The sequence below is a fragment of the Nonomuraea harbinensis genome, assembly GCF_019396385.1.
Lineage (GTDB): Bacteria > Actinomycetota > Actinomycetes > Streptosporangiales > Streptosporangiaceae > Nonomuraea > Nonomuraea ferruginea.
On sequence record NZ_JAHKRN010000008.1, the window covers coordinates 88,804 to 111,860 of the forward strand.

Here is a 23,057-nt window from a genome sequence, read left to right on the forward strand (position 1 = left end):
CACCGCCGCCGTGCTCTCCACGTCAACGCTCCTCGCGGCCACGCTCCGGGTGCGGCCACGGGTTCGGGCGGCAGCCGTGCAACGACTTCGACTGCTGCGCCATCACCGGCGCGAGCCGGCCGCGTCTCGGGCACCTGGCGTGGCGGTGGCCGAGCGCGTGCCCCACCTCGTGGTTGATCAGATACCGGCGGTAGGCGGCCAGGTCGCCGCCGTACTGCGGGACGCCCTCGGCCCAGCGGCGCGCGTTGATGACCGAGCGGGAGCCGTTCCAGCAGGACAGGTCGCCGCTGGTCCGCAGCGGCACGCACTCGCGGTCGGTGAGCTTCGGGCTGGACAGCGCGACCCGCAACCGCACCGGCGGCCCGTCCACCCGCCGGAACCGGCCCCAGCCGCGCGGGTCGTTGAGCGTCCTGTGCACCTCCGCCGCGAACGCCCGCGTCCCGAACGGCAGCCCCCGCTCGACCTCCACCAGGTAGCGGATCACCTTCCCCCGTCCCCGCCTCGCCATCGCGCCGCCCGGGACCACCTCGTACCTCCCCGACGCCCGCCGCGGCACCTCGGGCTCCGCACGCGGCGGCGCGCTCGGCGGCGGCGCGCTCGTCCCCGGAGGAGACGGCGGAGGCTTCGACGGGACCGACACGGCACACCCCGCCACCACGACGAGCAGCACCACCAACGCGCGCAACGACGCCTCCCCACGACCACACGCGGGGGAGGTCCCGGATCGTACCCACGACGGTCACCCCCGTACCGGCACCCGGCCACACCGCCAGCCCTCAGGGAACCAGGGCTGGGGTCAGTGGAGCCGGGGGTGGTACGGGCGGAGGTCGAGGGGTGGATTCTCGCCCAGTGCCAGTCCGGCCGCCACCTGCCCGGTGAAAGGGCCTGCTGTCAGGCCGTACGCGCCCAGGCCTGTAGCCACGATCACCCGGTCGTTCACCGGTCCGATGAGCGGCGGGCCCGGCGCGTGCACCGGCCGCAACCCCACCCTGGTCTCCGTCACCGTCGCTTCGGAGAGGCCGGGCGCCACCCGGAGGCCCGCACGGAGCACCTCGTCCAGGCCGCCCATGGTGACCCGCGGCGCGAACCCCACGTCCTCGATCGTCGCCCCCACCACCACCCGCGAGCCCGGGAACCCCAGCAGGTACGGCCCGACGTGGGGCAGCACGATCGGCCACCCCGAGGTGTCCACGCCCTCCAGCGTCACGTGCACGATCTGCCCCCGGCGCGGGAACACCGGCAGTTCCACTCCGAGCCCCCGGCACACCTCCCCGCTCCACGCCCCGGCGGCCACGATCACCACGTCGGCCTCGACCAGCGTCCCCTCACCGCCCACCCCCGGCTCGTCCCCGTACGGTGAGCGAGGTTCGGGTGGGGTGCCCGCCGTAAGCGTGGCCTCCGGCTCGTCCCCGTACGGTGATCGGGGTTCGGGTGGGGCGCCTGCGGCGGCGTCGCGGGCGGCCCCGTACGGAGATGCCTCGGACGCCGGATGCGTTCCGTGCGCGGAAGGCGGATCTTGGGGGGAACCCGGGGTGGCCTGACGCCAGGATTCCCGGTCGCCCGGAGCCCCGGACACCCCCGTGACGCGCCCGCGGGAGTCCGCCTCACGGACCTCGCGCACCAGCACCCCGCCGTCCGAGGTGAGCGTCGCCGTGCCCGTACGCAGCTCCGCCCCCTGCCGGAGGGCCGCGCGCAGGAGGGCGTCCCGCACCGCCCGCCCGTCCACGCGCGCCGCGCCCGGCACCACGAGCGCGCTCAGGTCCTCCGCCAGGGGAGGGAACAGGGCGGACGGCGCCGCCACGTCCACCACGTCCCCCATCTCCGGCGCCTCCGCGTGCCGCCGGGCCAGCAGGGCGCGCACCGGCTCCAGGTCGGAGGGCTCGCCGGCGACCAGGAGCGCGCCCACCCGCGCGTACCCCGGGGACTCGCCGAGTGACGACACCAGCCCCGGGTAGTGGCGGGCGCCCTCGCGGGTCAGCCGGTACCAGTCCTCGTCGTCCGGATGGTCCACCCACGGGCACACGATCCCGGCCCCCGCCTGGGTGGCCTGCCCCGGGTACGCCCCGTCCACCACCGTCACCGGCACGCCGCGCCCGCTCAGCCGGTGAGCCGCGGCGGCCCCGACGATGCCACTCCCGATGACCACGACACGCATGCCCCCATGATCCCATCCGGGTTAACGTCGGAGGATGACAGTCGTACTCATCGGCACCCTCGACACCAAGGGCGAGGAATACGGATGGCTGCGCGACCGGCTGACCGAGCTGGGCCAGGAAGTCGTGGTGATCGACGCGGGCACCGGAGACCCGGGCGTGCCGTACCCCGTCGACCACCCGAACGACCGGGTCGCGGCCGCCGCCGGCGCCGACCTGGAAGCCCTGCGCGCGGCCGGTGACCGGGGGGCGACGGTCACCGCGATGGGCGAGGGCGCGGCGGCGGTGCTGGAAGAGCTGCACGCGGCGGGGCGGGTCTCCGCCGTCCTGGCCGTGGGCGGCAGCGGCGGGTCGTCGATCGCCGCGAGGGCCGTCCGCGACCTGCCGATCGGCCTGCCCAAGCTGATCGTCTCCACCATGGCGTCCGGCGACGTGTCCCCGTACGTGGGAGCGAAGGACGTCACGCTCATGTACAGCGTCGTCGACATCGCGGGCGTCAACCGGCTGTCCCGGGCGATCCTCGGCAACGCCGCCGCCGCGGCCGCCGGGATGGCCGCCGCCTACCGGGAGCAGCGGGCCGCCGAGGGCGACCGGCCGCTCGTCGGGGCCACCATGTTCGGGGTGACCACGCCCGCCGTCGACGCCGCCCGCGAGCGGCTGCGCGAGCTCGGGTACGAGGTGCTGGTGTTCCACGCCACCGGGGCCGGCGGCCGCGCCATGGAAGGGCTCGCCGCAAGCGGCATGCTCGCCGGGGTGCTCGACCTGACCACCACCGAGCTGGCCGACGACCTGGTGGGGGGCGTGCTGTCGGCCGGGCCCGACCGGCTGACCGCCGCCGGACGGCACGGCGTGCCGCAGGTGGTCGCGCCCGGAGCCCTCGACATGGTCAACTTCGGGCCGCGCGACACCGTCCCCGAGCGGTTCGGCCGCCGCAACCTGTACGTACACAACCCCACGGTGACCCTCATGCGCACCACCCCGGAGGAGATGGCCGAGCTGGGCCGCAGGGTGGCGGCCAAGCTGGCCGGGGCGAGCGGGCCGGCCGAGCTGTTCGTGCCGCTCAAGGGGGTGTCCGCGCTCGACGCCGAGGGCATGCCCTTCCACGACCCGGAGGCGGACGGGGCCTGCTTCGCCGCCCTTGCGTCCTTCCCCTCGACCGTGCGGCTCGACCTGCACATCAACGACCCGGAGTTCGGGCGGGCGATGGCCGACCGGCTCCACGAGATGATCGGAGGCAAGCGGTGAACCGGCAGACAGTGCTCGAACGGCTCCACGCGACCGTCGCGGAGGGCAGGCCGGTGATCGGCGCGGGCGCGGGCACCGGGCTGTCCGCCAAGTGCGCGGAGTCCGGCGGCGTCGACCTGATCATCATCTACAACTCCGGCCGCTACCGGATGGCCGGGCGCGGCTCGCTCGCCGGGCTGCTCCCGTACGGCGACGCCAACCAGATCGTGGTCGAGATGGCCGCCGAGGTGCTGCCCGTGGTGAAGGACACCCCGGTGCTGGCCGGGGTCTGCGGCACCGACCCGTTCCGGGTCATGCCGCGCTTCCTCGACCAGCTCAAGGCCATGGGATTCGCCGGCGTGCAGAACTTCCCGACGGTCGGTCTGTACGACGGCGTGTTCCGGCAGAACCTGGAGGAGACCGGCATGGGGTACGACCTCGAGGTCGAGATGGTCAGGCTGGCGCGCGAGCGGGAGCTGGTGACGGCGCCGTACGTGTTCGACGAGGACCAGGCGCGGGCCATGACCGAGGCCGGGGCCGACGTGCTCGTGCCGCATGTCGGGCTGACCACCAAGGGCAGCATCGGCGCCGGCACCTCGCTCACCCTCGACGAGGCCGTGACCCGCGTGCAGGCGATGCGCGACGCGGCCGTCGCCGTCCGGCCCGACGTCCTCGTCCTGTGTCACGGCGGGCCGATCGCCGAGCCGCAGGACGCCCAGCACGTGCTCGCGCGCACCAAGGGCGTGGCCGGCTTCTTCGGCGCGTCCTCCGTCGAGCGCCTGCCCACCGAGCGGGCCATCACCGAGCAGGTCGCCGCCTTCAAGAACCTGGAGATCTGATGCTCATCAATCCCGACGCGGTCCCGACGATGACGTTCGGCTGGGGCTCGATCAAGTGGTTCGTCACTCCGTCGGCGATCGCCGGCGCGGGCAGCACCCTGGGCGAGGTCATCGTCAACCCCGGCATGGGCCACGCCCGCCACAACCACCCGGACGCCGAGGAGGTCCTGTACGTGATCTCCGGCGAGGCCCGCCAGATGGTGGGCGACGGCGAGGAGTTCCCGATCCGCGAGGGCGACGCCGTGCACATCCCGGCGGGCGTCTACCATTCGACGTTCAACACGACCTGGCGCCCGCTCCGCCTGATCGTCACCTACACGCCGGGCGGCGAGGAGAAGGCCCTGGAAGCCGCCCCCGACTTCCACCTCCACCAGGCGGGGGACATCCCCGCCTGGCGCCCCGCCTGACCGCCGCGGGAAACACCGCGGGACTCACCGTCCCGCGGCCCACCCGTACGTCCTCATCAGCAGCGCGGCCAGCCGCGTGAACCGGTCGGCGTCGAGCACCGCGCCCTCGCGCCGGATGTCGTCCTCGTCCAGCTCGAACACCCGGTCCAGCCGGACGTACGAGGTCTTGCCGTCGCGGCCCCAGGCGCCCAGTTCGTACCAGTCGGGGCCGTCGTCGCCCCGGCTGGACAGCATCATGCCCAGCAGCCTGCGCCCGCTCCGGCCCACCACGAGCAGCGGCCGGTCCTTGCCCCGCGACGGGTCCTCCTCGTACGGCACCCAGGCCCACACGATCTCGCCTGGGTCGGCGAGCCCGTCGAGGTCGGGCGAGTAGGCCAGCGTGGCGGCCTCCCGCAGGGACCGCACCTCCCGCACGGCGCCCCTGACGGGCCGCGGGTCCTCTCCGATATCACGCACCCGCGGATTCTACGGGCCGCCCCGCCCGCCCAGCACCCGCGGTCACACCGGATCGTCAGAGGCGCGCTCTCGCCAGCCGGGTGACGGCGGCGAAGCGGGCCAGCTCATCGGGGGCGGGATCCTCGGTGAGCAGGCCCAGCGCCACGAGCCTGAACGCCAGCGCGCGGGCGAGCCAGCGCGGCGCGTCCTCGCCGATGGCGTCCACCAGGTCCGGTTCGGCGTCGTGGTAGAGGAGGGCGTCCGCGACGACGATCGCGTCCGCGTAAGGGGCGGGCCGCCAGTAGGGGGAGAAGTCGATCACCGCGGGCGGGCTGCCCCGGTGGAAGAGCACGTTGCCCGTCAGGTCGCCGTGCACGAGCTGGGCGGGCGCGGCGACCGGCGCGAGCGGGCCGAGCAACTCGGCCAGCATCGGCCCGGCGTCCCCCCGGAGCGCGACGTCCGCCTCCTGCCACGCCACCCGGTCCGCGACGGCCCACGGGTGTACGCGCCGGTCCAGCAGATCGGGGCGCGGCACGTCCCGCAACGCCGCGTGGAAGGCCCGGCCGACCGCCAGCAGCGACGCCCACCTCCTGGTTCCCGTCCGGCCGGGGAGGAGCTCGGACGCCGTCCACCCGCCGACCACGTACGTGCCGGAACCGGCCCTGATCGGCCGGGGGACGCGGAAGGACACCGACGGCGGCAGGCGCTCGAACAACCCGGCGCTCCACTCGGCCTCCTCGCGGCCGTCGACCGGCTTCAGCACCGCGCCGCCGACCCGTACGGCGCGGCCCTCACCACCGGGCAGCGGTTCGGGGACGCCGGAAAGGCCGAATGCGGCGAGCACGCCCGCGGGCGGTAGGACCGTCATATCTCCGATCTTCGCCGCCTCGCGAGGATGTTCAAGAGCCGGGCACGACCTGGCCCGGCGGCCCTCCTCTAGAATCTCGTTCTGTGACGTCCCCGTTCTTCACCTCCCAAGGCGCCGAGTTCGTCCCGGCCGCCCACGCGCACAGCCCCTGGTCCCCGGGCATGCTGCACGGCCGCCTGCTCGGCGGGCTGGCGGCCCGCGCCATCGAGTCCCGCTACGCCGACCCCGACCTGCACGTCGCCCGGCTCACCGTCGACCTGTTCCGCAACAGCCCGATGCTGCCGGTCACGGTCGAGACCGCGCTCGTCAGGGACGGGCGGCGGATCCGGGTGGCCGACGCGACGATCCGCACCGAGCAGGGAGTGATCGGCCGCGTGAGCGCCGTCCTGCTGCGCACCAGCGAGCAGCCGGAGAACCAGCCGGTGCTCACCGACCCGTGGGACGAGACCCCGCCCGACGGCCCCCCGGAGCCCTCGACGGGCTGGGAGCCGCCGTTCGAGATGTGGTGGGTGCCCGGCCAACGGCGGTTGTGGATGCGCGAGGACCGCCCGCTCGTCGACGACGAGAAGCTCACCCCGATCGTGCGCACGGCCCTCGCCGGCGACTTCGCCAGCCCGCTCACCTCCATGGCCGAGGGCGGCGTCGCCTTCATCAACGCCGACTACACGCTCACCCTCGCCCGGATGCCCGGGAGCGAGCTGATCGGCATGGAGGCCACCGGCCGGGTCGCCGCCGCCGGCGTCGCCACCGGCCAGGTCACCCTGCACGACACCACCGGCCCGTTCGGGTTCTGCGTGGTCACCGCCCTGGCCAACCCGGTGCCGCTGCGCGGCTGATCAGGCGGGTCGCTGCGCGGCTGATCAGGCGGGCCGCTCCGCGCGGTCGCCGGACCAGTCGGTGTGGAAGGCGCCCTCCCGGTCGACGCGCAGGTACGTGTGCGCGCCGAAATAGTCGCGCAGCCCCTGCACCAGCGCGGCCGGGAGCCGGTCGCGGCGCAGCCCGTCGTAGTAGGCCAGCGCCGAGGAGAAACCGGGCGTCGGCACGCCGATCTGGACCGCCGTGGTGACCACCCGCCGCCACGACTCCTGCGCCACGCCCAGCGCGGCCGCGAACGTCGGGTCGGCCAGCAGCGTCGGCAGGGTCCGGTCGGCGTCGTAGGCGGCGCGGATCCGGTCCAGGAACTTGGCCCGGATGATGCAGCCGCCGCGCCAGATCGTCGCCATCGCGCCCAGGTCCAGGTCCCAGCCGTACTCCTTGGACGCGGCCGCCATCTGGTCGAAGCCCTGCGCGTACGCGACGATCTTGGAAGCGTACAGCGCCTGGCGCACGTCCTCGATCAGCTCCTTGGCGCCCACCCCGGACACCGACGGGCCCGCCAGCTCCCTGGCCGCCGCCCGCTGCTCGGGATGGCCCGACAGCGCCCGCGCGAACACCGCCTCGGCGATGCCCGTCACCGGCACGCCCAGCTCCAGCGCGCTCTGCACGGTCCACCGGCCGGTGCCCTTCTGCTCGGCCCGGTCGACCACGACGTCCACGAACGGCTTCCCGGTCTCCGCGTCCACCTGGTCGAGCACCTCGGCGGTGATCTCGATCAGGTACGAGTCCAGCTCGCCCCGGTTCCACTCGCGGAACACCTCCGCCAGCTCGGCCGGGGTGGCGCCGAGCGCCTGGCGCAGCAGGTCGTAGGACTCGGCGATCAGCTGCATGTCCGAGTACTCGATGCCGTTGTGGACCATCTTCACGAAGTGGCCGGCGCCGTCGGGGCCCACGTGCACCGCGCACGGCACCCCGTCGACCTGGGCCGCGATGTCCTGAAGGATCGGGCCGAGCGCCTCCCACGACTCCTTCGACCCGCCCGGCATGATGCTCGGGCCGTTCAGCGCGCCCTCCTCGCCCCCGGAGATGCCGGTGCCGACGAAGTGGATGCCCTTGGCGCGCAGCGCGGCCTCCCGCCGCCGGGTGTCCTCGAAGTGCGCGTTGCCGCCGTCGACGATCATGTCGCCCGGCTCCATCAGCTCCGCGAGCGCGTCGATCACGGCGTCGGTGCCCGCGCCGGCCTTCACCATGATGATCGCCCGCCGCGGCCGCTTCAGCGACGCCACGAAGTCGGCCAGCTCCTCCGACGGCATGAACGTGCCCTCGCCGCCGAACTCCCGCACCAGCGCGTGCGTGCGCGACGCCGACCGGTTGTGCACCGCCACCGCGTAGCCGTGCCTGGCCAGGTTGCGGGCCAGGTTGCGGCCCATGACGGCCAGGCCGGTGACGCCGATGTCTGCCAAGTCCATGTGAAAGCTCCTCTATGGGTGGTACGCAGGCTCCAGCCCACAGGTTCGGGCCGGTATTCCCGCTAGTAGTCGCCGTGCCGGACGCCCAGCTCGTCCAGCCGGTCGAGCATGTCGGCCGGGTCGGCGTACACCCGGAACGCCCCCGTACGCTCAAGCTCGTCCCTGCCGTATCCGCCGGACAGCAACCCGATCCCCAGCGAGCCGGCGCGGCGCGCGGCGAGCAGGTCCCAGATGCTGTCGCCCACCACCATGGCATGCGCCGGATCGGCCCGCAGCAGCGCGGCTCCGGCCAGGAACAGGTCCGGGTCCGGCTTGGCCCGGCGCACCAGGTCGCGCGTCACCAGCGGCGCGTCCTCCGGCAGCCCCAGCATGCCCAGCGCCAGCCGGGCCGTGCGGGCGTACCCGCTGGTCGCGATCGCCCACGGCACGCCCCGCGACGACAGCTCCGCCAGCAGCTCCGGCGCGCCCGGCAGCGGCCGCACCGACTCGACCTGCTGCTCGTACGCGTCGGCGTGCGTCGTCTGCAACTCGTCGATCTGCGCCTGGGTGAGCTTCAGCCCGGTCTCGCGCAGCAGCGCGTTCACGAACAGGCCGCCGCTCATGCCGATGCGCCGGTGGATGCGCCACACCGCGAGGTCGATGCCCATCCCCGACAGGGCCTGCCGCCAGGCGATGACGTGCTGGTAGACGCTGTCGATGAGGGTGCCGTCGAGGTCGAAGAGAAACGCCGGAGCGGGCGCCTCGGGGAAGTCGTGCATACCCCCATGACACCATGGGGCCATGAGGATCATCATCGCGGGCGGACACGGGCAGATCGCGTTGCGGCTGGCCAGGCTGCTCGGCTCCGCCGCCGTCGGCCTGGTCCGCAACCCCGCGCACGTCCCCGACGTCGAGGCCACCGGCGCCCGGGCGGTGGTGTGCGACCTGGAGAAGGCGAGCCCCGACGAGGTCGCCGGGATCGTGCGCGGCGCCGACGCGATCGTGTTCGCCGCCGGCGCCGGCCCCGGCAGCGGCGCCGCCCGCAAGGACACCGTCGACCGGGCGGCGTCCGTGCTCATGGCCGACGCCGCCGAGCGGGCCGGCGTGCGCACGTTCGTCCAGATCTCCTCCATGGGCGCGGGCCGGCCGCCCGCGGCCGGCACCGACGAGGTGTGGGCCGCCTACATCACGGCCAAGACCGAGGCCGAGGACGACCTGCGCCGCCGCGACCTCGACTGGACCATCGTGCGCCCCGGCCGCCTCACCGACGAACCCGGCACCGGCCGGGTCCGGCTCGAACCGGAGGTGCCGCCCGGCTCGGTGCCCCGCGATGACGTGGCCGCCGTCGTCGCCGCCCTGCTGACCGCTCCCGGCCGGCGCACGCTCGAACTCGTCTCCGGCGACACGCCCATCCAGGAAGCCGTCGCCTCAAGGTGAACGGTCAGCGGCCGTCCAGGGCCGCGCGGGCCAGTTCCCTGCACTCCTCCAGCGTGTGACGGGCCAGGGCGTCGCGGACGGCGGGGACGCAGACGGGCGCCATCGAGAGGCTCGTCACGCCGAGACCCGCCAGGATGGGGGCGAGCCTCGCGTCGCCGGCCGCCTCGCCGCAGACGCCCACCGGTTTGCCGGCCGCGCGGCCCGCCTCGGCGCAGAGCTCGACCAGGCGCAGCAGGGCCGGCTGGGCCGGGTCCAGCAGGTCGGCCAGGGCGGGATGCTGCCGGTCGGCGGCGTAGGTGTACTGGCTCAGGTCGTTGGTGCCGATGCTCAGGAAGTCCACCTCGCGCAGCAGACGGTCGGCCAGGAGGGCCGCGGCCGGGACCTCCACCATCGCGCCCACCCGGGCGATGCCGCGGGCGCGGGCGCGGCGCGCGAAGGCGGCGGCCTCACCGGGGGTGCTGACCATCGGGGCCATCACCCACGCCTCGGCCCCGGTGCGGCGGGCCGCCTCGGCGATCGCGTCCAGCTGGGTGTCCAGGACGTCCGGCAGCACCCGGTCCACGCGCAGACCGCGGACGCCCAGCGCCGGGTTCGGCTCCTCGGGCAGCCCGAGGAACGGCAGCGGCTTGTCGGTGCCGGCGTCGAGGGTGCGCACCACGACGTACGGGACGGCGGTGAAGACGTCGGCGTAGGCCGTGACCTGCTCCTCGTACGTGGGCGCCTGCTTGCGGTCCAGGAACAGGAACTCGGTGCGGAACAGGCCGACGCCCTCCCCGTCCGGGCGCAGGTCGGCGGCCGAGCCGATGTTGAGCAGCAGCTTGACCGGATGGCCGTCGGCGGTCCTGCCGGGGCCGCTGGTGGCCGCGAGCCGGGCCCGCTCGGCGCTGTCCTGCTCGCGGACGCGTGCCGCGTCCTCCTCCGTGACGCCCGTGACGATCTCGCCGGTGGCGCCGTCCACCGCGATGTACGTGCCGTCCACCAGGTGCGCGGCGCCCGCGCACGCCACCACGGCGGGCAGCCCGCGGCCACGGGCCAGGATCGCCGTGTGGCTGGTCGGGCCGCCCTTCACCGTCACCAGCGCCAGCACGTCCGGGCCCAGCCCGGCGGTGTCGGCGGGGGAGAGGTCCTCGGCGACCAGCACGAACGGGTGCCCCGGCGACGGCACGCCCGGCATCGGCACGCCGAGGGCGGCGGCCACCGCGCGGTGCTTGAGGTCGTCCAGGTCGGCGGCCCGCTCGGCGAGGTAGCCGCCCAGCGAGGCGAGCGCCTCGCGGTGACGGGCGAAGGCCGCCTCCAGGGCGTGCGGGGCGTCCAGTCCGTCGCGCACCCCCTGCTCGGCCTCCTCCTTGAGCATGGGGTCGTCGGCCATCATGGCCAGCGCGTCGAGGATCTCCGCGGCGCCGCGGTCACCGCCCGCCACGGCGGCGGAGCGCCGGCGCAGGTCCTCGGCGACCGCCTCCAGCGCCTCGCCGACGACGGCGAGCTCGGCGCCGGTGTCGGTCACGGGGTTCGGGGCGGGCAGCGCCGGGGGCCCGGCCATGCGCAGGCACGGACCCGCCGTCCGCCCCGGGCTGACCCCCAGCCCGGCCAGCGAGGCCGGGCCGGAGGGCTGGAGGTCAGGCATCCAGGGCCTCTTCCGCGTCCAGATCACGGGACAGGAGGGTCACCAGGGCGTCGAGGGCCTCGTCGGCGCCGGGGGCGTCCGACTCCAGGGTCACCTCGGTGCCGTGGACGGCGCCCAGCGACAGCACGCCCAGCATGCTGTGGGCAGGGACCGACTTCTCCCCGACCCGGATGCGCACGGGCACCCCCAGCCGCGCCGCCTCCTGGACGAACAGTTTGGCGGGCCGGGCGTGCAGCCCGCTGGCCGACGCGACGGCCACGGTCCTCTCGGGCATGGGTGCCTCCTCACGGTTCGATGGTGACCTTGATGGCCGCGCCCTGGCTGACCAGGCCGATCCCGTCCAGCACCCGCGACAGCGGGAGCCGGTGGGTGATCAGGTCGGCGACCGGCACGGCGCCCTCGGCGATCAGGCGGAGGGCCTCGGCGTTGTGGCCGGGGCTGGAGCCGTTGGCGCCGACGATGGTCAGCTCCCGGTAGTGCACCAGGTTCGAGTCCAGCCGGATGAACGGGTCGTCCTTCGGCAGGCCGCCGAAGAAGCTGATGCGTCCCTGGCGGGCGGTCATCAGCACGGCCTGCTCCTGGGCGGCGCCGGCCGCGGCCGCGGTGATGACCACGTCCGCGCCCCGGCCGCCGGTCAGCTTGAGCACCTGCTCCACGGGGTCGGCGTCGATCGCGGCGTCGGGGCGTACCAGCTCGGCCGCCATCGCGAGCCGGTCGGTGTTCACGTCCACGAGGAACACCCGGGCGGCGCCGCGCGCCCGCGCCAGCCGCACGTGCAGGCAGCCGATCGGGCCCGCTCCCATCACCACCACATCGTCACCCGTACCCACCCGGGCCAGGGCCTGCCCGTTCAGCACGCACGCCAGCGGCTCGGCCACCGACGCCTCGGCGAACCCGACGCCGGACGGGATCGCGTTCACCCCGTTCACGGCCAGCACCTTGGCCGGGATGATCATGTACTCGGCGAAGCCGCCGTCGTAGTGGTAGCCCATCGACTCCTGGTTCGGGCACACGGTCATGCGGCCGTGCTCGCAGTCAGGGCAGGCGCCGCACGGGATGGCGGCGATCACCTGCACCCGCTCGCCGGTGTCCACCACCTCGCCGGCGATCTCGTGGCCCATCACCCGGGGCGGCCGGATGTGGTGGTGGCCGAACTTGTAGATCTTCGCGTCGGTGCCGCACGTCGAGCAGTTGCGCACCCGGATCTTCAGCTCGCCCGGGCCGGCGACCGGCTCCGGCGCGTCCTCGATCCGGATGTCGCCCGGCGCGCGGAATCTGGCGACCTTCACGTCAACTCCTCTATCACCTGGTGTGCTTCCGTCGCCTCGCGCAGCGTCCGCGCCCGGTCCGGGTCGAGGAGGATCTCGGCGAGCGCGGCCAGCAGCGGCACGTGGCCGTCGTCCTTGGCCGCGATCCCGACGCAGACCGTGACGGGCTCGCCGTCCCAGTCGACGCCGCCGGGGAAGCGCACGACGCAGATGGCGTCGCGCCTGACGTCCTCCTTGGCGGCCGCGGTGCCGTGCGGGATGGCCACGCCCTCCCCGACGTACGTGGAGATCGAGCGCTCGCGCTCCAGCATCGCGTCGATGTACGGCTCCGCGACCGCGCCGATGTCGACCAGGACCCGCCCGCAGCGCCGGATGGCCTCCTCACGGTCGGCCGCGCTCTCGTGCAGCAGCACCGCGCGCGGGTCGAGCAGGTCCTCACGCATCGACGGTGCCGCCGCTCTTGATCGTGGCGACGAGCTTGGTCACGGCCGGGTCGCCCAGGAAGATCTGGAACGGCACCAGCACCTTGCCCGGCGCCGCCGCCCTGGCCCTGGCGGCCAGCCCGGCGTGGCAGAGCACGACGTCGGCGTCGGCGGGGATGTTGTTGACCGGCGTGTGCTCGACGGCGACCCCGGAGTCCTTGAGCTGCTTGCGGAGCTGGCTGGCGAGCATCACGCTGCTGCCCATCCCCGCGTCGCAGGCAACGATGATCTTGTGAATGTCCTTGCTGTCGATGCTGGGCACGGTTCACGCCTCCTTGCTGGCGGTACGGGTCTCGGTCTGCGCGGGCTCGCCGGAGTCGCGGCGCTCGCCGTTGGCGGGCTGCTCGCCGGGGGTGTCCGCCACGACGTCCGCCACGGTGTCGTCGGCGCCGGCCCGGTGGGAGCCGGCGGGTTCGGGAGCGCCCTCGGCCGGCAGGTCTCCGGCGGGCTCCTCCTTCTCGCCGCGGCCGAAGCCCAGCAGCAGCGCGGCCAGGGCGAACGACACGGCCGTGGCGACCACGATGCCCGCGATGGACGCGAACAGGCCGCCGCGCGGCGTGACGGCCAGGTAGGCGAAGATGCTGCCCGGCGACGGCGTGGCGACCAGACCGGCGCCGGTGACCATGAAGGTGAACACGCCGGCCATGCCGCCGCCGATGACGGCCAGGATGAGGCGGGGCTTCATCAGCACGTACGGGAAGTAGATCTCGTGGATGCCGCCGAAGAAGTGGATGATCATCGCGGGCGGCGTGCTGGGCCGCATGGCCCGCGGGCCGAAGAACATGAAGGCGAGGAGCAGGCCGAGGCCGGGGCCGGGGTTCGACTCCAGCATGAACAGGATCGACTTGCCGGTCTCCGCCGCCTGGGTGACGCCGAGCGGGCCGAGGACGCCGTGGTTGATGGCGTTGTTGAGGAACAGCACCTTGGCCGGCTCGATCAGCACGGACGCGAACGGCAGCAGGCCGGTGCCGACCAGCCAGTCGACCGCGTTGCCCGCGGCCGTGGTGACCACCTGCACGATCGGGCCGATGCCCAGCACGCCGGCCACCGCCATCGCGCCGCCGATGATGCCCGCGGAGAAGTTGTCCACCAGCATCTCGAACCCGGCCCGGGTCCGCGCTTCGGTGAACGCGTCCACCTTCTTCAGGATCCAGGCGGTGAGCGGACCGATGATCATCGCGCCGAGGAACATCGGGGCGTCCGCTCCCACCACGACGCCCATCGCGGCCACGGCGCCCACCACGGCCCCGCGCTGGCCGTGCACCATCCGGCCGCCCGTGTAGGCGATGAGGACCGGCAGCAGGACCTTGATGATCGGGTCGACCATCGCGGCGAGATCCGCGTTGGGCACCCAGCCGGTGGGGATGAACAGGGCGGTGATGAGACCCCAGGCGATGAACGCGCCGATGTTCGGCATGATCATGCCTGCCAGGTGGCCGCCGATCCGCTGGATCGTGGCTTTGGCGCCGGTTCCGTAGACCGGGGGAGTATAGGTGTCGGCCATGGGACATTGCTCCTTCGGGGGGTGAGCAGGCTCGTGCGTGGGTGAGCCGTAAGTCAGCGGGGGGACGGCGGCGGATGCGGCGCCGCCCCGGTGGCCGCCGCGCGAACCGTCACGGGGGTACGGGGGAGCGGCGAGGTGAGGAGGCGGCCGGGGTCGGGGCGGGAGACGCGGACGGCGTCGCGGCGGATGTCCGCGGGCCCCGGCATGCGGCTGCCCGGCAGGCTGACCGCGGCGGCGCCCCAGGCGAGCGCCTCCACCAGCGCCGTCTCGCCGCTTCCGCCGCCCGCGAGGAACCCGGCGAGCATGGCGTCGCCCGCGCCGACCGCGTTGCGGGGCTCGGCGACGGGCGCCTCCCCGTACCAGCACCCGCCGTCCTCGACGAGCACGGCGCCGTCGGCGCCGAGACTGGCCAGCACGGTACGCGCGCCCGCCGCCCGCAGCTTGGCCGCGGCCGCCACCACGTCGCCGACGCAGGTGATCGCCACGCCGGTGGCGTCGGCCAGCTCCTCCAGGTTGGGTTTGATCAGCGCGGGCCCGGCGCCGAGCGCGCGGGTGAGCGGCGGGCCGCTGGTGTCGACCGCGACGTGGATGCCCGCCCCGGCGAACCGGCGGCACAACCGGGCGTAGACGTCGCCGGGAACCTCGGGCGGCAGGCTGCCGGAGGCGACCACCCAGTCGGCCTCGCGCGCCTCGGCCAGCACGGAGTCGGCGATCGTGTCGAGCTCGCCGGGGGAGAGCGCCGTGCCCGGCTCGTTGATCTTGGTGACGGTCCCGTCGGGCTCGGCCAGCGTCACGTTCGACCTGGTCCGCCCGGCCACCGGCACGGTCACCATGTCCAGGCCCTCCTGCCGGAGCAGGTGCACGAGCTGCCGTCCCTCGTCGCCGCCGAACGGCACCACGGCGCGCGAGGCGACCGCGTTGGCCAGCAGGGCGCGGGAGACGTTCACGCCCTTGCCGCCGGGGTCGAGGCGGGCGGCGGCGGCGCGGATGACCGCGCCGCGGTCCAGCGCGGCGATCTCGATCGTGCGGTCCAGGCTGGGATTGAGCGTCAGGGTCACGATCATGCGCGGACCACCTGCGGTCCGGCGGCGGACAGTTCGGCGGCGAGCGCGTCGTCCACGCCGGCGTCGGTGATCACCACGTCGATCTCGCTCAGCGCGGCGAAGCTCGCCAGGTAGGTGTTGGTGAACTTGGTGTGGTCGGCGAGCAGCACGCTGCGCTCGGCGGCCCGCACCATCGCCCGCTTGATCGCCGCCTCGGCCGGGTCGGGCGTGGTCAGGCCCTTCTCGGCCGAGCAGCCGTTGGTGGCCATGAACGCCACGTCCACGTGCAGGTGCGCCAGCGGCTGCAGCGCCCAGTCGTCCACCGTCGCGAGGGTGCGGCCGCGTACCCGCCCGCCGAGCATGATCACGTTGAGGTTGCTCCGCGCGGCCAGCACGGTGGCGAGCGGCGGCGAGTTGACCACCACGGTGAGCTCGCGGTCGGCGGGCAGCACGCCGACCAGGCGGCCCGTCGTGGTGCCCGCGTCGATGATGACCGAACCGTCGTCGGGCAGCTCGGCCAGGGCGGCCTTGGCGATGCGCTCCTTCTCCGCGGTCATCACCTCGTCGCGGGTGGCGAGCGCGGGCTCGAAGCCCAGCCGCTCCACGGGGATGGCGCCGCCGTGCACGCGGCGCAGCACGCCGGCCCGCTCCAGCGCCGTCAGGTCGCGGCGGATGGTCTCGGTGGTGACGTCGAGCTCGGCCGCCAGCGACACCACGTCGACGCGGCCCGCCACGCGCGCCCTGCGCAGGATGTCCTGCTGCCGCTCCTCGGCGTACATGATGTTGGTTCACCGCCGTTTCGGGTTGGTTTCCCCTTTGTTTATCCCCGTTTCTGTGGTTGGTCAAGACTCTGATAGGTATGTGCGATGCGATTGAAGCCCTGGGCCGCGGTCGCCGCGGCCGTACCCCTCGCGGCGGGATGCGTCGCCGGCCCCGCGGCGGGCCCCGCCCGCGCGTCGAGCGGCACCTCGCAGAGCTCGTCGGCCGAGAGCCCGCCCGCCCGGGCCACGGCGTCACGTACGGCGCGGCCGCCCAAGGTCCCGCCGGGCACGACCGCGTCCTGGCTGGTGTTCGACCGGCAGCGCGGCAAGTTCGTCGCGACCCGGCACGCGCACCGCAAGTACCGCTCCGCCTCGGTCATCAAGATCCTGATCGCGATCGACTTCCTGGAGTCGCGCAGGACCGTCTCCGCGGCCGACGCCAGGCTGCTGAAGATCATGCTGAGGGAGAGCGACGACGACGCCGCCTCCACGTTCTGGGACCGGGGCGGCAAGGGTGCCATCGTCACCCGCATGGCCCGCAAGCTCCGGCTGCCGGACACCACGCCGCCGCCCGCGTCCAAGCCCGGCTTCTGGGGTTACGCCACGCTGAGCGCGCACGACGTCGTGCGGACCTACCGCTACCTGCTCGACACCGCCTCGCCCCGGGTGCGTGACACGATCCTGGGCCACCTGCGCGCGGCGACGCCGTGCGGCAGCGACGGCTTCGACCAGACCTTCGGCATCCCCGACGGGGTGCCCGGCCGCAAGGCGGTCAAGCAGGGCTGGTCCGGCTTCGGGCTGACGCCGCCGGTCAGATGTGACGCCAGGACGCAGAGCGCGTCGATCTCCCTGGTCGCCTCGCGCGCCGCCGACACGCGCGTGCCCGACTACGGCCGGCCGGTGCTCTACACGACCGGCCTCGTGGGCAAGGACGAGAGGTACGTGATGGCGGTGCTGACGGCGCACCCGGCGGGCAGCGCGTGGCGGGGCTCGGTGAACCGGATCACGAAGCTCACCGCGGGGCTCTATCGCAGCGTCACCTGAACGGCTGAAGGGCGGCCCCGTCGCGCTAGCCGACGTAGGCCGCGTACACCTTCTTCGGCACCACCATCCGCCACGCCTCCAGCACCAGCTCGCGCATCTCGTCCGGGTCGAGGACGGCCAGGCGCGCGACGACCCAGTTGAAGCGCAGATCGGACTCGGGGGGCAGGAGGAACTTGTCGGGCTCCGCGGCGACCAGCGCGGCCCGTTCCTCCTTCGGGAAGGCGAACCCCATCAGCGTCTCGTCGCGCGAGAACGCGACGTAGACGATGGAGCCCACCCGGAACTTGATCCGGTCCCTGATCAGGTGCTCCGATGACCGCGGGAAAGTCGCCGCGAGCCGCCGCACGTCCTCGACTGTGACCACGTGGTCAACGTTAGCGGTTGCCCTCCGCCGCGGAGATGTCGGCGAGCGCCGAGTCCGGGTCGCGCTCCATCGCGAGGTCGCCGATGCTGAGGATGCCGACCGCGCGGCCGTCCTCGAGCACCGGGAGGCGGCGTACGTGGTGCTGGCGCATGAGCTGGACGGCCTGGTCGATGCTGGTGTCCGGGCAGACGGCCTCGACGCCTGGCGAACAGGCCTCGCGCACGGGCGTGTCGGGGCCCTTGTCGTCGGCGACGCACCTGATCGTGATGTCGCGGTCGGTCACGATGCCGGCCATCCGGCCGTGGTCGTTGACGATGATCGCGCCGGTGTCGTTGTCGCGCATGAGCGCGGCGGCGACGCTGACCGGCTGGTCGCCGTCGACGGTCGCGGGGTGGCTGGTCATCACGTCTGCCACGGTTCTGGCCATGGTGTGTCTCCTCGATGGATCGCTTCCGGAGGAGCACCATCTACCCGATTTGCCGTCGCTCACGTGCTGGGTGGGTTGTTTGTCGGAATTTGCCCTGTGGTGAGGGACTGCTCGTACGCGGCCAGCACCTGCTTGCGGCGTTTGGCCGGGAGGCGGTCGATGTAGAGGTGGCCGTCGAGGTGGTCGGTCTCGTGCTGGAGGCAGCGCGCGAGCATGCCGGTGCCCTCGACCGTGACGGGCCGGCCCTCGGCGTCGGAGCCGTGCACCGTGGCCCGGTCGGACCGGGGGAGCGGGGCGTACTGGCCGGGGACCGACAGGCAGCCCTCCTCGCCCGCGTCGAGGCGCCGCTCGCCGACGCCCGGCAGCTCCAGCGCGGGGTTGACGACGACGCCCCGGTGGCGGACGCCGTCGTCGTCGGGGCAGTCGTAGACGAACACCCGCAGGGGCACGCCGATCTGGTTGGCGGCCAGCCCCACGCCGTCGGCCGCGTACATGCTCGCGAACATGTCGTCGACCAGCGCCCGCAGCGCGTCGTCGAACCGGGTGACCGGCTCGCACGGCGCGTGCAGCACCGGGTCGCCCACGCGCACGATCGGCCGGACCTCTCCCATGGCGACCGCCCTTCCGTAGTCGTCCGGAACAGTGTACGGTCGAGCGCCACATATCCATATAATGAGACATATTCTCTCGTATGGCGAGATGAATGGTAGCGTGCCGGACATCAGGCGAGACGAGGGAGTTCCGATGAACGCCGTCTACACCCACGGCCACCACGAGACCGTGCTGCGCTCCCACCGGTGGCGCACCGCCGGCAACTCGGCCGCCTACCTCCTGCCCCACCTCCGGCCCGAGGCGGTCCTGCTCGACGTCGGCAGCGGCCCCGGCACCATCACCGCCGACCTGGCCGCCAGGGTGGCCAGTGTGACCGCGACCGAGGTGAGCGAGGAGGCGCTGGAGCTGGCCAGGGCCGAGGCGGCGGCCAGAGGCGCGGGCAACGTCGGCTTCGCCGTCGCCGACGTGCACGCGCTGCCCTTCCCCGGCGGGTCGTACGACATCGTGCACGCCCACCAGGTGCTCCAGCACGTCGGCGACCCCGTACAGGCGTTGCGCGAGATGCGGCGGGTGGCGCGGCCCGGCGGCGTCGTGGCCGCCCGCGACAGCGACTACGCGGCCTTCGCGTGGTATCCGCGCGTGCCCGCGCTCGACACCTGGATGGAGCTCTACCAGAAGGTGGCGCGCGGCAACGGCGGCGAGCCGGACGCCGGTCGGAGGCTGCTGTCATGGGCCCGCGCCGCCGGGTTCACCGACGTCACCGCCACCTCGTCCACCTGGTGCTTCGCCACCCCGGAAGACCGCGCCTGGTGGGGCGGCATGTGGGCCGACCGGATCCTGCGCTCCGCGATGGCCGAGCAGGCCCTGGCCACCGGCGCCGCCACCGCGGAGGACCTGCGGCGCGTCTCCGACGGCTGGCGCACCTGGGCCGCGTCGGACGACGGCTGGATGTCGATCCTGCACGGCGAGATCATCTGCCGCGCCTGACGACCGGCGGTCAGAGCCCGAGCGTGCGCGCCCGCTGCCACTGGGGGTCGCGGAAGAGCACCACGTCGGTGCCGTCGATCAGCTCGTCCGGCGCCGACACCATGGTGATCTCGCCCGCCGCCTGCATCTCCAGCAGCAGGTCGCGCACCCGCGGCCCCACCGGCAGGCGGCCCGGCGGCAGCCCGAACCCGTCGCGCACCGCGTCGGCGACCTCCGACAGGCGGAACGGCCCGTCGAAGGCGTCCACCACCGAGCGCACCACCACGGGCGTGACCAGCCGCTCCGCCTCGGCGTGCGCGAGCTGCCAGTTGATCTGCTCGCGCCGCCGCCCGGTGCCGGCGCAGGAGGTGCAGGGACGCGTCAGGCCGGGCGCGGGCTCCTCCTCGGCCGAGCCCAGGCAGACCGAGCACTGGTGGTGCTCGGCGGCGTGCACCTCGGCCGCCATCCGCCCGCCCAGCTGGGCCCCGCAGTCGCAGCCGTAGGTGTCGCCGAGGATCGTCCCGGTCTGGCGGGTGATCGTATGCTTCGTCATCGTCGCCGACTCTACCCCCGGCCCCTCACCCGCGGGCCGCGGCGAGCCCGTGCAGGCGGCGCAGCGCCTTGCGGGCGGCGGCGGCCACCCCGGCGTCCGGGTGGTAGTCGATGAACACCCGCAGCACGGGCTCGGTGGCCGGGTGGTCGCAGAGCGCCAGCAGCGTGATCGTGCTCGCCTGCTCGTCCGTCTCCATGCCGGCCGCCACCGACTCGACCACCTCGGACGGCTCGCCGCCGAACTCCAGCAGCGCCGCCGCCATGTCCACCAGCACCCAGCCGATCTCCTCGGTGGCCGGCTGCCGGTCGTCGCGGCTCAGCCGGGCAGCGATCACCGCGCCCACCTTGGGCTCGATCACCAGGTCGTCCAGCGCCCGGCGGCCCTCGTCGCCCAGCTGGAAGCCGAGCAGCTCGATGCCGATCGCCCGGCTGAGCGGGCTCACCGCCGGCAGCACGCCCGCGATCTCCCTGGCCGCCCCCGCCGCGTCACGGCGGGCCAGCCAGCCGGCCAGCTCCTCGTCGCGGTCCGCCTCCGGGTACGAGCGCAGGCCCAGCAGCAGCCCCGCCCCGTCGCGCTCCGCGAGCGAGCCCATGACGGGCACCTCCTGCCCGGTCAGCTCCCCGATCAGCCTCCGGCCCATCCACAGCCCGACCGGCGTCGCCTCGTACGGGTTCGCGCCCTTCACCAGGCCGAAGGCCACCAGCTCCGCGGGAGGGTCGCCGACGGCGGGCTCGCGCGCCACGAACAGGCGCACCACCTCCAGCAGCAGGCCCTCGTCGAGCCGGTCCCTGCACACCTCGCCCCAGGCCTCCAGCACGTCCTCCTGGCCGTCGAGGAACTCGGCCGCCAGCGGCGCCGCGCGCACGGCGGCGACCAGCTCGTCCTGAGGCGGCAGGCGGACGGGCGGCTGGAGCGGGAAAACGTCTTCGTAGGCGGGCATTCCCCTATCCTGTCGGACCTTTCTGGCAAGTGCGATATGGTCCCCCTACCCCGTAAGACCGGAAGAAAGGAGGCGCTGAGATGTCCCGCTCCTTCCGGACGCTCACCGCGTCCGACCCCGATCTTCGGAGGACTCGTGCTTTTCCGTCCCACGGCCGCGCCTGATCTCGGCCGCCTGCTCGACTGCGCCGTCGACGAGCCCGTCAGCTGGGCCCATCCCGAACGGCTGCGCTCCTTCCTCGCCGACGGCCACTACCACCACGACCGGATCTGGGTGGCCGAACAGGACGGCGAGATCCTCGCCCGCGCCGTCTGGTGGGGCTTCCCCGGCGCCGGGCCGCTCGCGCTCGACTGCCTCCACACCCACCCTTCGGTCACCGACCGCGTCGCGCTCGCGGCCGAGCTGCTGCGCCACGCCCATGACGCGTTCGGCGCACGTCCCGCCTACCACGTGTTCCTGCCGGTCGGCTGGCGCGGCAACGACGCCGTCACCGCCGCCGTCGGCTGGCGGCAGGAGGCCTGCCGCCGCGCCGGCCTGACCGACGAGCTGGAACGGCTCCGGTACGCGTGGACGCCGGACCGGCCGCTGCCGGAGGCGTCCGGCAGGCTCGTCTTCCGGGAGGAGCCCGACGATGAGGCGTTCGTCGCCGCCTTCGCGGCCGCGTCGGCCGGCAGCCTCGACCACCACACCCGGCAGGCGCTGCTCGTCAAGGACGCCGAGGCGCAGGCCAGGGAGGACCTGGCCGACTACCTGGCGATGCCGGGCGACCGGTCGTGGTGGCGGCTGGCCCACACCCGCTCCGGCGAGCTCGCCGGGTTCGCGCTGCCGTCCGCCAACGCCTCCGGGCCGGTGGTCGGCTACCTGGGCGTGCTGCCCGAGCACCGCGGCCGCGGCTACGCCGGCGACCTGCTCGCCGAGATCACCCGCAGCCACGCCGGGCGCGGCGCGGACCGGGTCGTCGCCGACACCGACACGGGCAACGTGCCGATGGCGCGGGCGTTCGAGCGGGCCGGGTACGAGCTGTTCGCCGTCAGGCTCGTGCTCTCCGCGAATCCCGTGAACGCGTGATGCGCGCGGGCCGCCCGCTCCGGCACGGTTGAGCCATGTGGCACATCGATGATCTCGACCTGGACGCGTACCTCGACCGGATCGGCCACGGCGGCCCGCGCACCCCGTCCGCCGCGACGCTGCGCGCGGTCCACCGCGCGCACGTCACCGCCATCCCGTTCGAGAACCTGGACGTGGTGCTCGGCAGGGGCATCCCGCTCGACCCGAAGTCCCTGCAGGACAAGATGGTGACCGGGGGCCGCGGCGGCTACTGCCACGAGCACAACCTGCTGTTCGCGGCCGCCCTGGAACGCCTCGGCTTCCCGGTGACGCGGCTGCTGGCCCGCATCCGGCTCGGCGGCCGCTCCCACCTGCCGCGCTCGCACGCCATGCTGCTGGTGACCGCGGACGGGCGGCGGTGGCTGGCCGACGTGGGGTTCGGCGGCGACGGGCTGGTGGAGCCGATGCCGTTCGCCGAGGAGTCGACCGCCTCGGCGGGCCCCTGGCGGTGGCGCCTGGCCCGGGACGGCGACCTCTGGGTCCTGCACGCGGGGGAGGAGCAGCTGTACGGGTTCCGCACGGACGAACCCCACTACCCGAGCGACTTCGAGGTCGCCAACCACTACGTGGCCACCCACCCCCGCTCCCCGTTCCTCTCCCACGTGCTGGCCCAGCGCACGGCGATCGGCGAGCGCGTACGGATCGAGCACCTGGGCGCGCGGACGGCCGGGGAACTGCGGGACGGCCTGCGCGACCGCATCGGCATCACGATCTCCGAAGCGGACGCCGCGGCGCTGCTGCCCTTGATCCACCCCGAGGGCCGTCCGGACTGAGGCCTTCGCCCGGCATCCCTTC

Annotated in this window: 28 protein-coding genes; 9 read left to right on the forward strand and 19 right to left on the reverse strand. The window is 74.0% G+C overall.

Features of this window, described 5'->3' with window-relative positions:
* Positions 1 to 22: 22 nt before the first annotated feature.
* Entirely contained in the window at positions 23 to 685 is a 663-nt protein-coding gene (locus KME79_RS10970) for a DUF3152 domain-containing protein (protein ID WP_219544336.1), read from the reverse strand.
* A gap of 111 nt (positions 686 to 796) precedes the next feature.
* Positions 797 to 2,155, reverse strand: a complete 1,359-nt coding sequence (locus KME79_RS10975) for an NAD(P)/FAD-dependent oxidoreductase (protein ID WP_219544337.1) — start codon at positions 2,153 to 2,155, stop codon at positions 797 to 799.
* 34 nt (positions 2,156 to 2,189) lie between these two features.
* On the opposite strand from KME79_RS10975, the gene KME79_RS10980 reads away from it, so the two are divergent.
* The 3 genes from KME79_RS10980 to KME79_RS10990 are packed head-to-tail and all read left to right on the forward strand — an operon-like array spanning position 2,190 to position 4,623.
* The gene (locus tag KME79_RS10980) at positions 2,190 to 3,398 is read left to right on the forward strand and encodes a Tm-1-like ATP-binding domain-containing protein (RefSeq protein WP_219544338.1); all 1,209 of its coding nucleotides are present in this window, start codon (positions 2,190 to 2,192) and stop codon (positions 3,396 to 3,398) included.
* A complete protein-coding gene (locus KME79_RS10985; RefSeq protein WP_219544339.1) occupies positions 3,395 to 4,216 on the forward strand; it encodes a phosphoenolpyruvate hydrolase family protein in 822 nt (273 codons plus the stop codon). The genes KME79_RS10980 and KME79_RS10985 overlap by 4 nt, the downstream gene beginning before the upstream one ends.
* Positions 4,216 to 4,623 (forward strand): cupin domain-containing protein, encoded by a 408-nt coding sequence (locus tag KME79_RS10990; RefSeq protein WP_148032045.1) that lies wholly within the window; start codon positions 4,216 to 4,218, stop codon positions 4,621 to 4,623. Before KME79_RS10985 ends, KME79_RS10990 begins: the two co-directional genes overlap by 1 nt.
* Before the next feature lie 24 nt (positions 4,624 to 4,647).
* On the opposite strand, the gene KME79_RS10995 is transcribed toward KME79_RS10990, so the two are convergent.
* Complete coding sequence (locus tag KME79_RS10995) at positions 4,648 to 5,079, reverse strand: type II toxin-antitoxin system PemK/MazF family toxin (RefSeq protein WP_148032044.1); 432 nt, start codon at positions 5,077 to 5,079, stop codon at positions 4,648 to 4,650.
* A 55-nt stretch (positions 5,080 to 5,134) separates the two neighbouring features.
* Entirely contained in the window at positions 5,135 to 5,926 is a 792-nt protein-coding gene (locus KME79_RS11000) for a phosphotransferase (RefSeq protein WP_219544340.1), read from the reverse strand.
* 83 nt (positions 5,927 to 6,009) lie between these two features.
* On the opposite strand from KME79_RS11000, the gene KME79_RS11005 reads away from it, so the two are divergent.
* Complete coding sequence (locus tag KME79_RS11005; RefSeq protein WP_261808599.1) at positions 6,010 to 6,762, forward strand: acyl-CoA thioesterase domain-containing protein; 753 nt, start codon at positions 6,010 to 6,012, stop codon at positions 6,760 to 6,762.
* Between the two features lie 24 nt (positions 6,763 to 6,786).
* On the opposite strand, the gene gnd is transcribed toward KME79_RS11005, so the two are convergent.
* Positions 6,787 to 8,211 carry an NADP-dependent phosphogluconate dehydrogenase gene (gene gnd, locus KME79_RS11010; protein ID WP_219544342.1) on the reverse strand — a complete coding sequence of 475 codons (1,425 nt, stop codon included), beginning with the start codon at positions 8,209 to 8,211 and terminating at the stop codon, positions 6,787 to 6,789.
* 62 nt (positions 8,212 to 8,273) lie between these two features.
* Positions 8,274 to 8,969, reverse strand: a complete 696-nt coding sequence (locus tag KME79_RS11015; protein WP_219544343.1) for an HAD family hydrolase — start codon at positions 8,967 to 8,969, stop codon at positions 8,274 to 8,276.
* Between the two features lie 22 nt (positions 8,970 to 8,991).
* Between KME79_RS11015 and KME79_RS11020 the strand changes: the two genes are divergently transcribed.
* A complete protein-coding gene (locus KME79_RS11020; protein ID WP_219544344.1) occupies positions 8,992 to 9,627 on the forward strand; it encodes an NAD(P)H-binding protein in 636 nt (211 codons plus the stop codon).
* A 4-nt stretch (positions 9,628 to 9,631) separates the two neighbouring features.
* On the opposite strand, the gene ptsP is transcribed toward KME79_RS11020, so the two are convergent.
* Genes ptsP through KME79_RS11060 form a run of 8 tightly spaced genes read right to left on the reverse strand, consistent with a single transcriptional unit; the run spans position 9,632 to position 16,327 of the window.
* Positions 9,632 to 11,251: a phosphoenolpyruvate--protein phosphotransferase gene (gene ptsP, locus KME79_RS11025; protein WP_219544345.1), complete on the reverse strand. Its 1,620-nt coding sequence runs from the start codon at positions 11,249 to 11,251 to the stop codon at positions 9,632 to 9,634.
* Complete coding sequence (locus tag KME79_RS11030) at positions 11,244 to 11,525, reverse strand: HPr family phosphocarrier protein (protein WP_148032037.1); 282 nt, start codon at positions 11,523 to 11,525, stop codon at positions 11,244 to 11,246. Before KME79_RS11030 ends, ptsP begins: the two co-directional genes overlap by 8 nt.
* A 10-nt stretch (positions 11,526 to 11,535) precedes the next feature.
* Positions 11,536 to 12,540: a zinc-binding dehydrogenase gene (locus KME79_RS11035; protein ID WP_219544346.1), complete on the reverse strand. Its 1,005-nt coding sequence runs from the start codon at positions 12,538 to 12,540 to the stop codon at positions 11,536 to 11,538.
* Positions 12,537 to 12,962 carry a PTS mannitol transporter subunit IIA gene (locus tag KME79_RS11040; protein ID WP_148032035.1) on the reverse strand — a complete coding sequence of 142 codons (426 nt, stop codon included), beginning with the start codon at positions 12,960 to 12,962 and terminating at the stop codon, positions 12,537 to 12,539. The genes KME79_RS11035 and KME79_RS11040 overlap by 4 nt, the downstream gene beginning before the upstream one ends.
* Complete coding sequence (locus tag KME79_RS11045; RefSeq protein WP_148032034.1) at positions 12,955 to 13,263, reverse strand: PTS lactose transporter subunit IIB; 309 nt, start codon at positions 13,261 to 13,263, stop codon at positions 12,955 to 12,957. Before KME79_RS11045 ends, KME79_RS11040 begins: the two co-directional genes overlap by 8 nt.
* A 3-nt stretch (positions 13,264 to 13,266) precedes the next feature.
* Positions 13,267 to 14,505 (reverse strand): mannitol-specific PTS transporter subunit IIC, encoded by a 1,239-nt coding sequence (gene mtlA, locus KME79_RS11050; protein ID WP_246639638.1) that lies wholly within the window; start codon positions 14,503 to 14,505, stop codon positions 13,267 to 13,269.
* 53 nt (positions 14,506 to 14,558) lie between these two features.
* On the reverse strand, positions 14,559 to 15,569 hold the full coding sequence (gene pfkB, locus KME79_RS11055) for a 1-phosphofructokinase (protein ID WP_219544347.1): 1,011 nt from the start codon (positions 15,567 to 15,569) through the stop codon (positions 14,559 to 14,561).
* On the reverse strand, positions 15,566 to 16,327 hold the full coding sequence (locus KME79_RS11060) for a DeoR/GlpR family DNA-binding transcription regulator (RefSeq protein ID WP_148032031.1): 762 nt from the start codon (positions 16,325 to 16,327) through the stop codon (positions 15,566 to 15,568). The genes pfkB and KME79_RS11060 overlap by 4 nt, the downstream gene beginning before the upstream one ends.
* A gap of 87 nt (positions 16,328 to 16,414) precedes the next feature.
* On the opposite strand from KME79_RS11060, the gene KME79_RS11065 reads away from it, so the two are divergent.
* Positions 16,415 to 17,353 carry a D-alanyl-D-alanine carboxypeptidase family protein gene (locus KME79_RS11065; protein ID WP_219544348.1) on the forward strand — a complete coding sequence of 313 codons (939 nt, stop codon included), beginning with the start codon at positions 16,415 to 16,417 and terminating at the stop codon, positions 17,351 to 17,353.
* 25 nt (positions 17,354 to 17,378) lie between these two features.
* Here the strand turns inward: KME79_RS11065 and KME79_RS11070 are convergent, their stop codons facing one another.
* From KME79_RS11070 to def, 3 genes are read right to left on the reverse strand one after another with little or no spacing between them, the layout of a single operon-like run.
* On the reverse strand, positions 17,379 to 17,717 hold the full coding sequence (locus KME79_RS11070) for an MmcQ/YjbR family DNA-binding protein (RefSeq protein WP_148032030.1): 339 nt from the start codon (positions 17,715 to 17,717) through the stop codon (positions 17,379 to 17,381).
* 10 nt (positions 17,718 to 17,727) lie between these two features.
* Complete coding sequence (locus tag KME79_RS11075; RefSeq protein ID WP_148034644.1) at positions 17,728 to 18,144, reverse strand: CBS domain-containing protein; 417 nt, start codon at positions 18,142 to 18,144, stop codon at positions 17,728 to 17,730.
* 59 nt (positions 18,145 to 18,203) lie between these two features.
* Complete coding sequence (def, locus tag KME79_RS11080; protein WP_219544349.1) at positions 18,204 to 18,755, reverse strand: peptide deformylase; 552 nt, start codon at positions 18,753 to 18,755, stop codon at positions 18,204 to 18,206.
* 133 nt (positions 18,756 to 18,888) lie between these two features.
* Between def and KME79_RS11085 the strand changes: the two genes are divergently transcribed.
* A complete protein-coding gene (locus tag KME79_RS11085) occupies positions 18,889 to 19,683 on the forward strand; it encodes a class I SAM-dependent methyltransferase (RefSeq protein WP_219544350.1) in 795 nt (264 codons plus the stop codon).
* A 10-nt stretch (positions 19,684 to 19,693) separates the two neighbouring features.
* Here KME79_RS11085 and KME79_RS11090 read toward each other — a convergent pair whose 3' ends face one another.
* The gene (locus KME79_RS11090; RefSeq protein WP_219544351.1) at positions 19,694 to 20,215 is read right to left on the reverse strand and encodes a hypothetical protein; all 522 of its coding nucleotides are present in this window, start codon (positions 20,213 to 20,215) and stop codon (positions 19,694 to 19,696) included.
* Between the two features lie 25 nt (positions 20,216 to 20,240).
* Complete coding sequence (locus tag KME79_RS11095; RefSeq protein WP_219544352.1) at positions 20,241 to 21,155, reverse strand: hypothetical protein; 915 nt, start codon at positions 21,153 to 21,155, stop codon at positions 20,241 to 20,243.
* 135 nt (positions 21,156 to 21,290) lie between these two features.
* Here KME79_RS11095 and KME79_RS46900 point away from each other — a divergent pair, with 135 nt between their 5' ends.
* Together KME79_RS46900 and KME79_RS11105 are read left to right on the forward strand one after the other, a co-directional pair.
* Positions 21,291 to 22,223 carry a GNAT family N-acetyltransferase gene (locus KME79_RS46900; RefSeq protein WP_219544353.1) on the forward strand — a complete coding sequence of 311 codons (933 nt, stop codon included), beginning with the start codon at positions 21,291 to 21,293 and terminating at the stop codon, positions 22,221 to 22,223.
* Between the two features lie 35 nt (positions 22,224 to 22,258).
* Positions 22,259 to 23,035, forward strand: a complete 777-nt coding sequence (locus tag KME79_RS11105; RefSeq protein ID WP_219544354.1) for an arylamine N-acetyltransferase family protein — start codon at positions 22,259 to 22,261, stop codon at positions 23,033 to 23,035.
* Positions 23,036 to 23,057 lie beyond the last annotated feature (22 nt).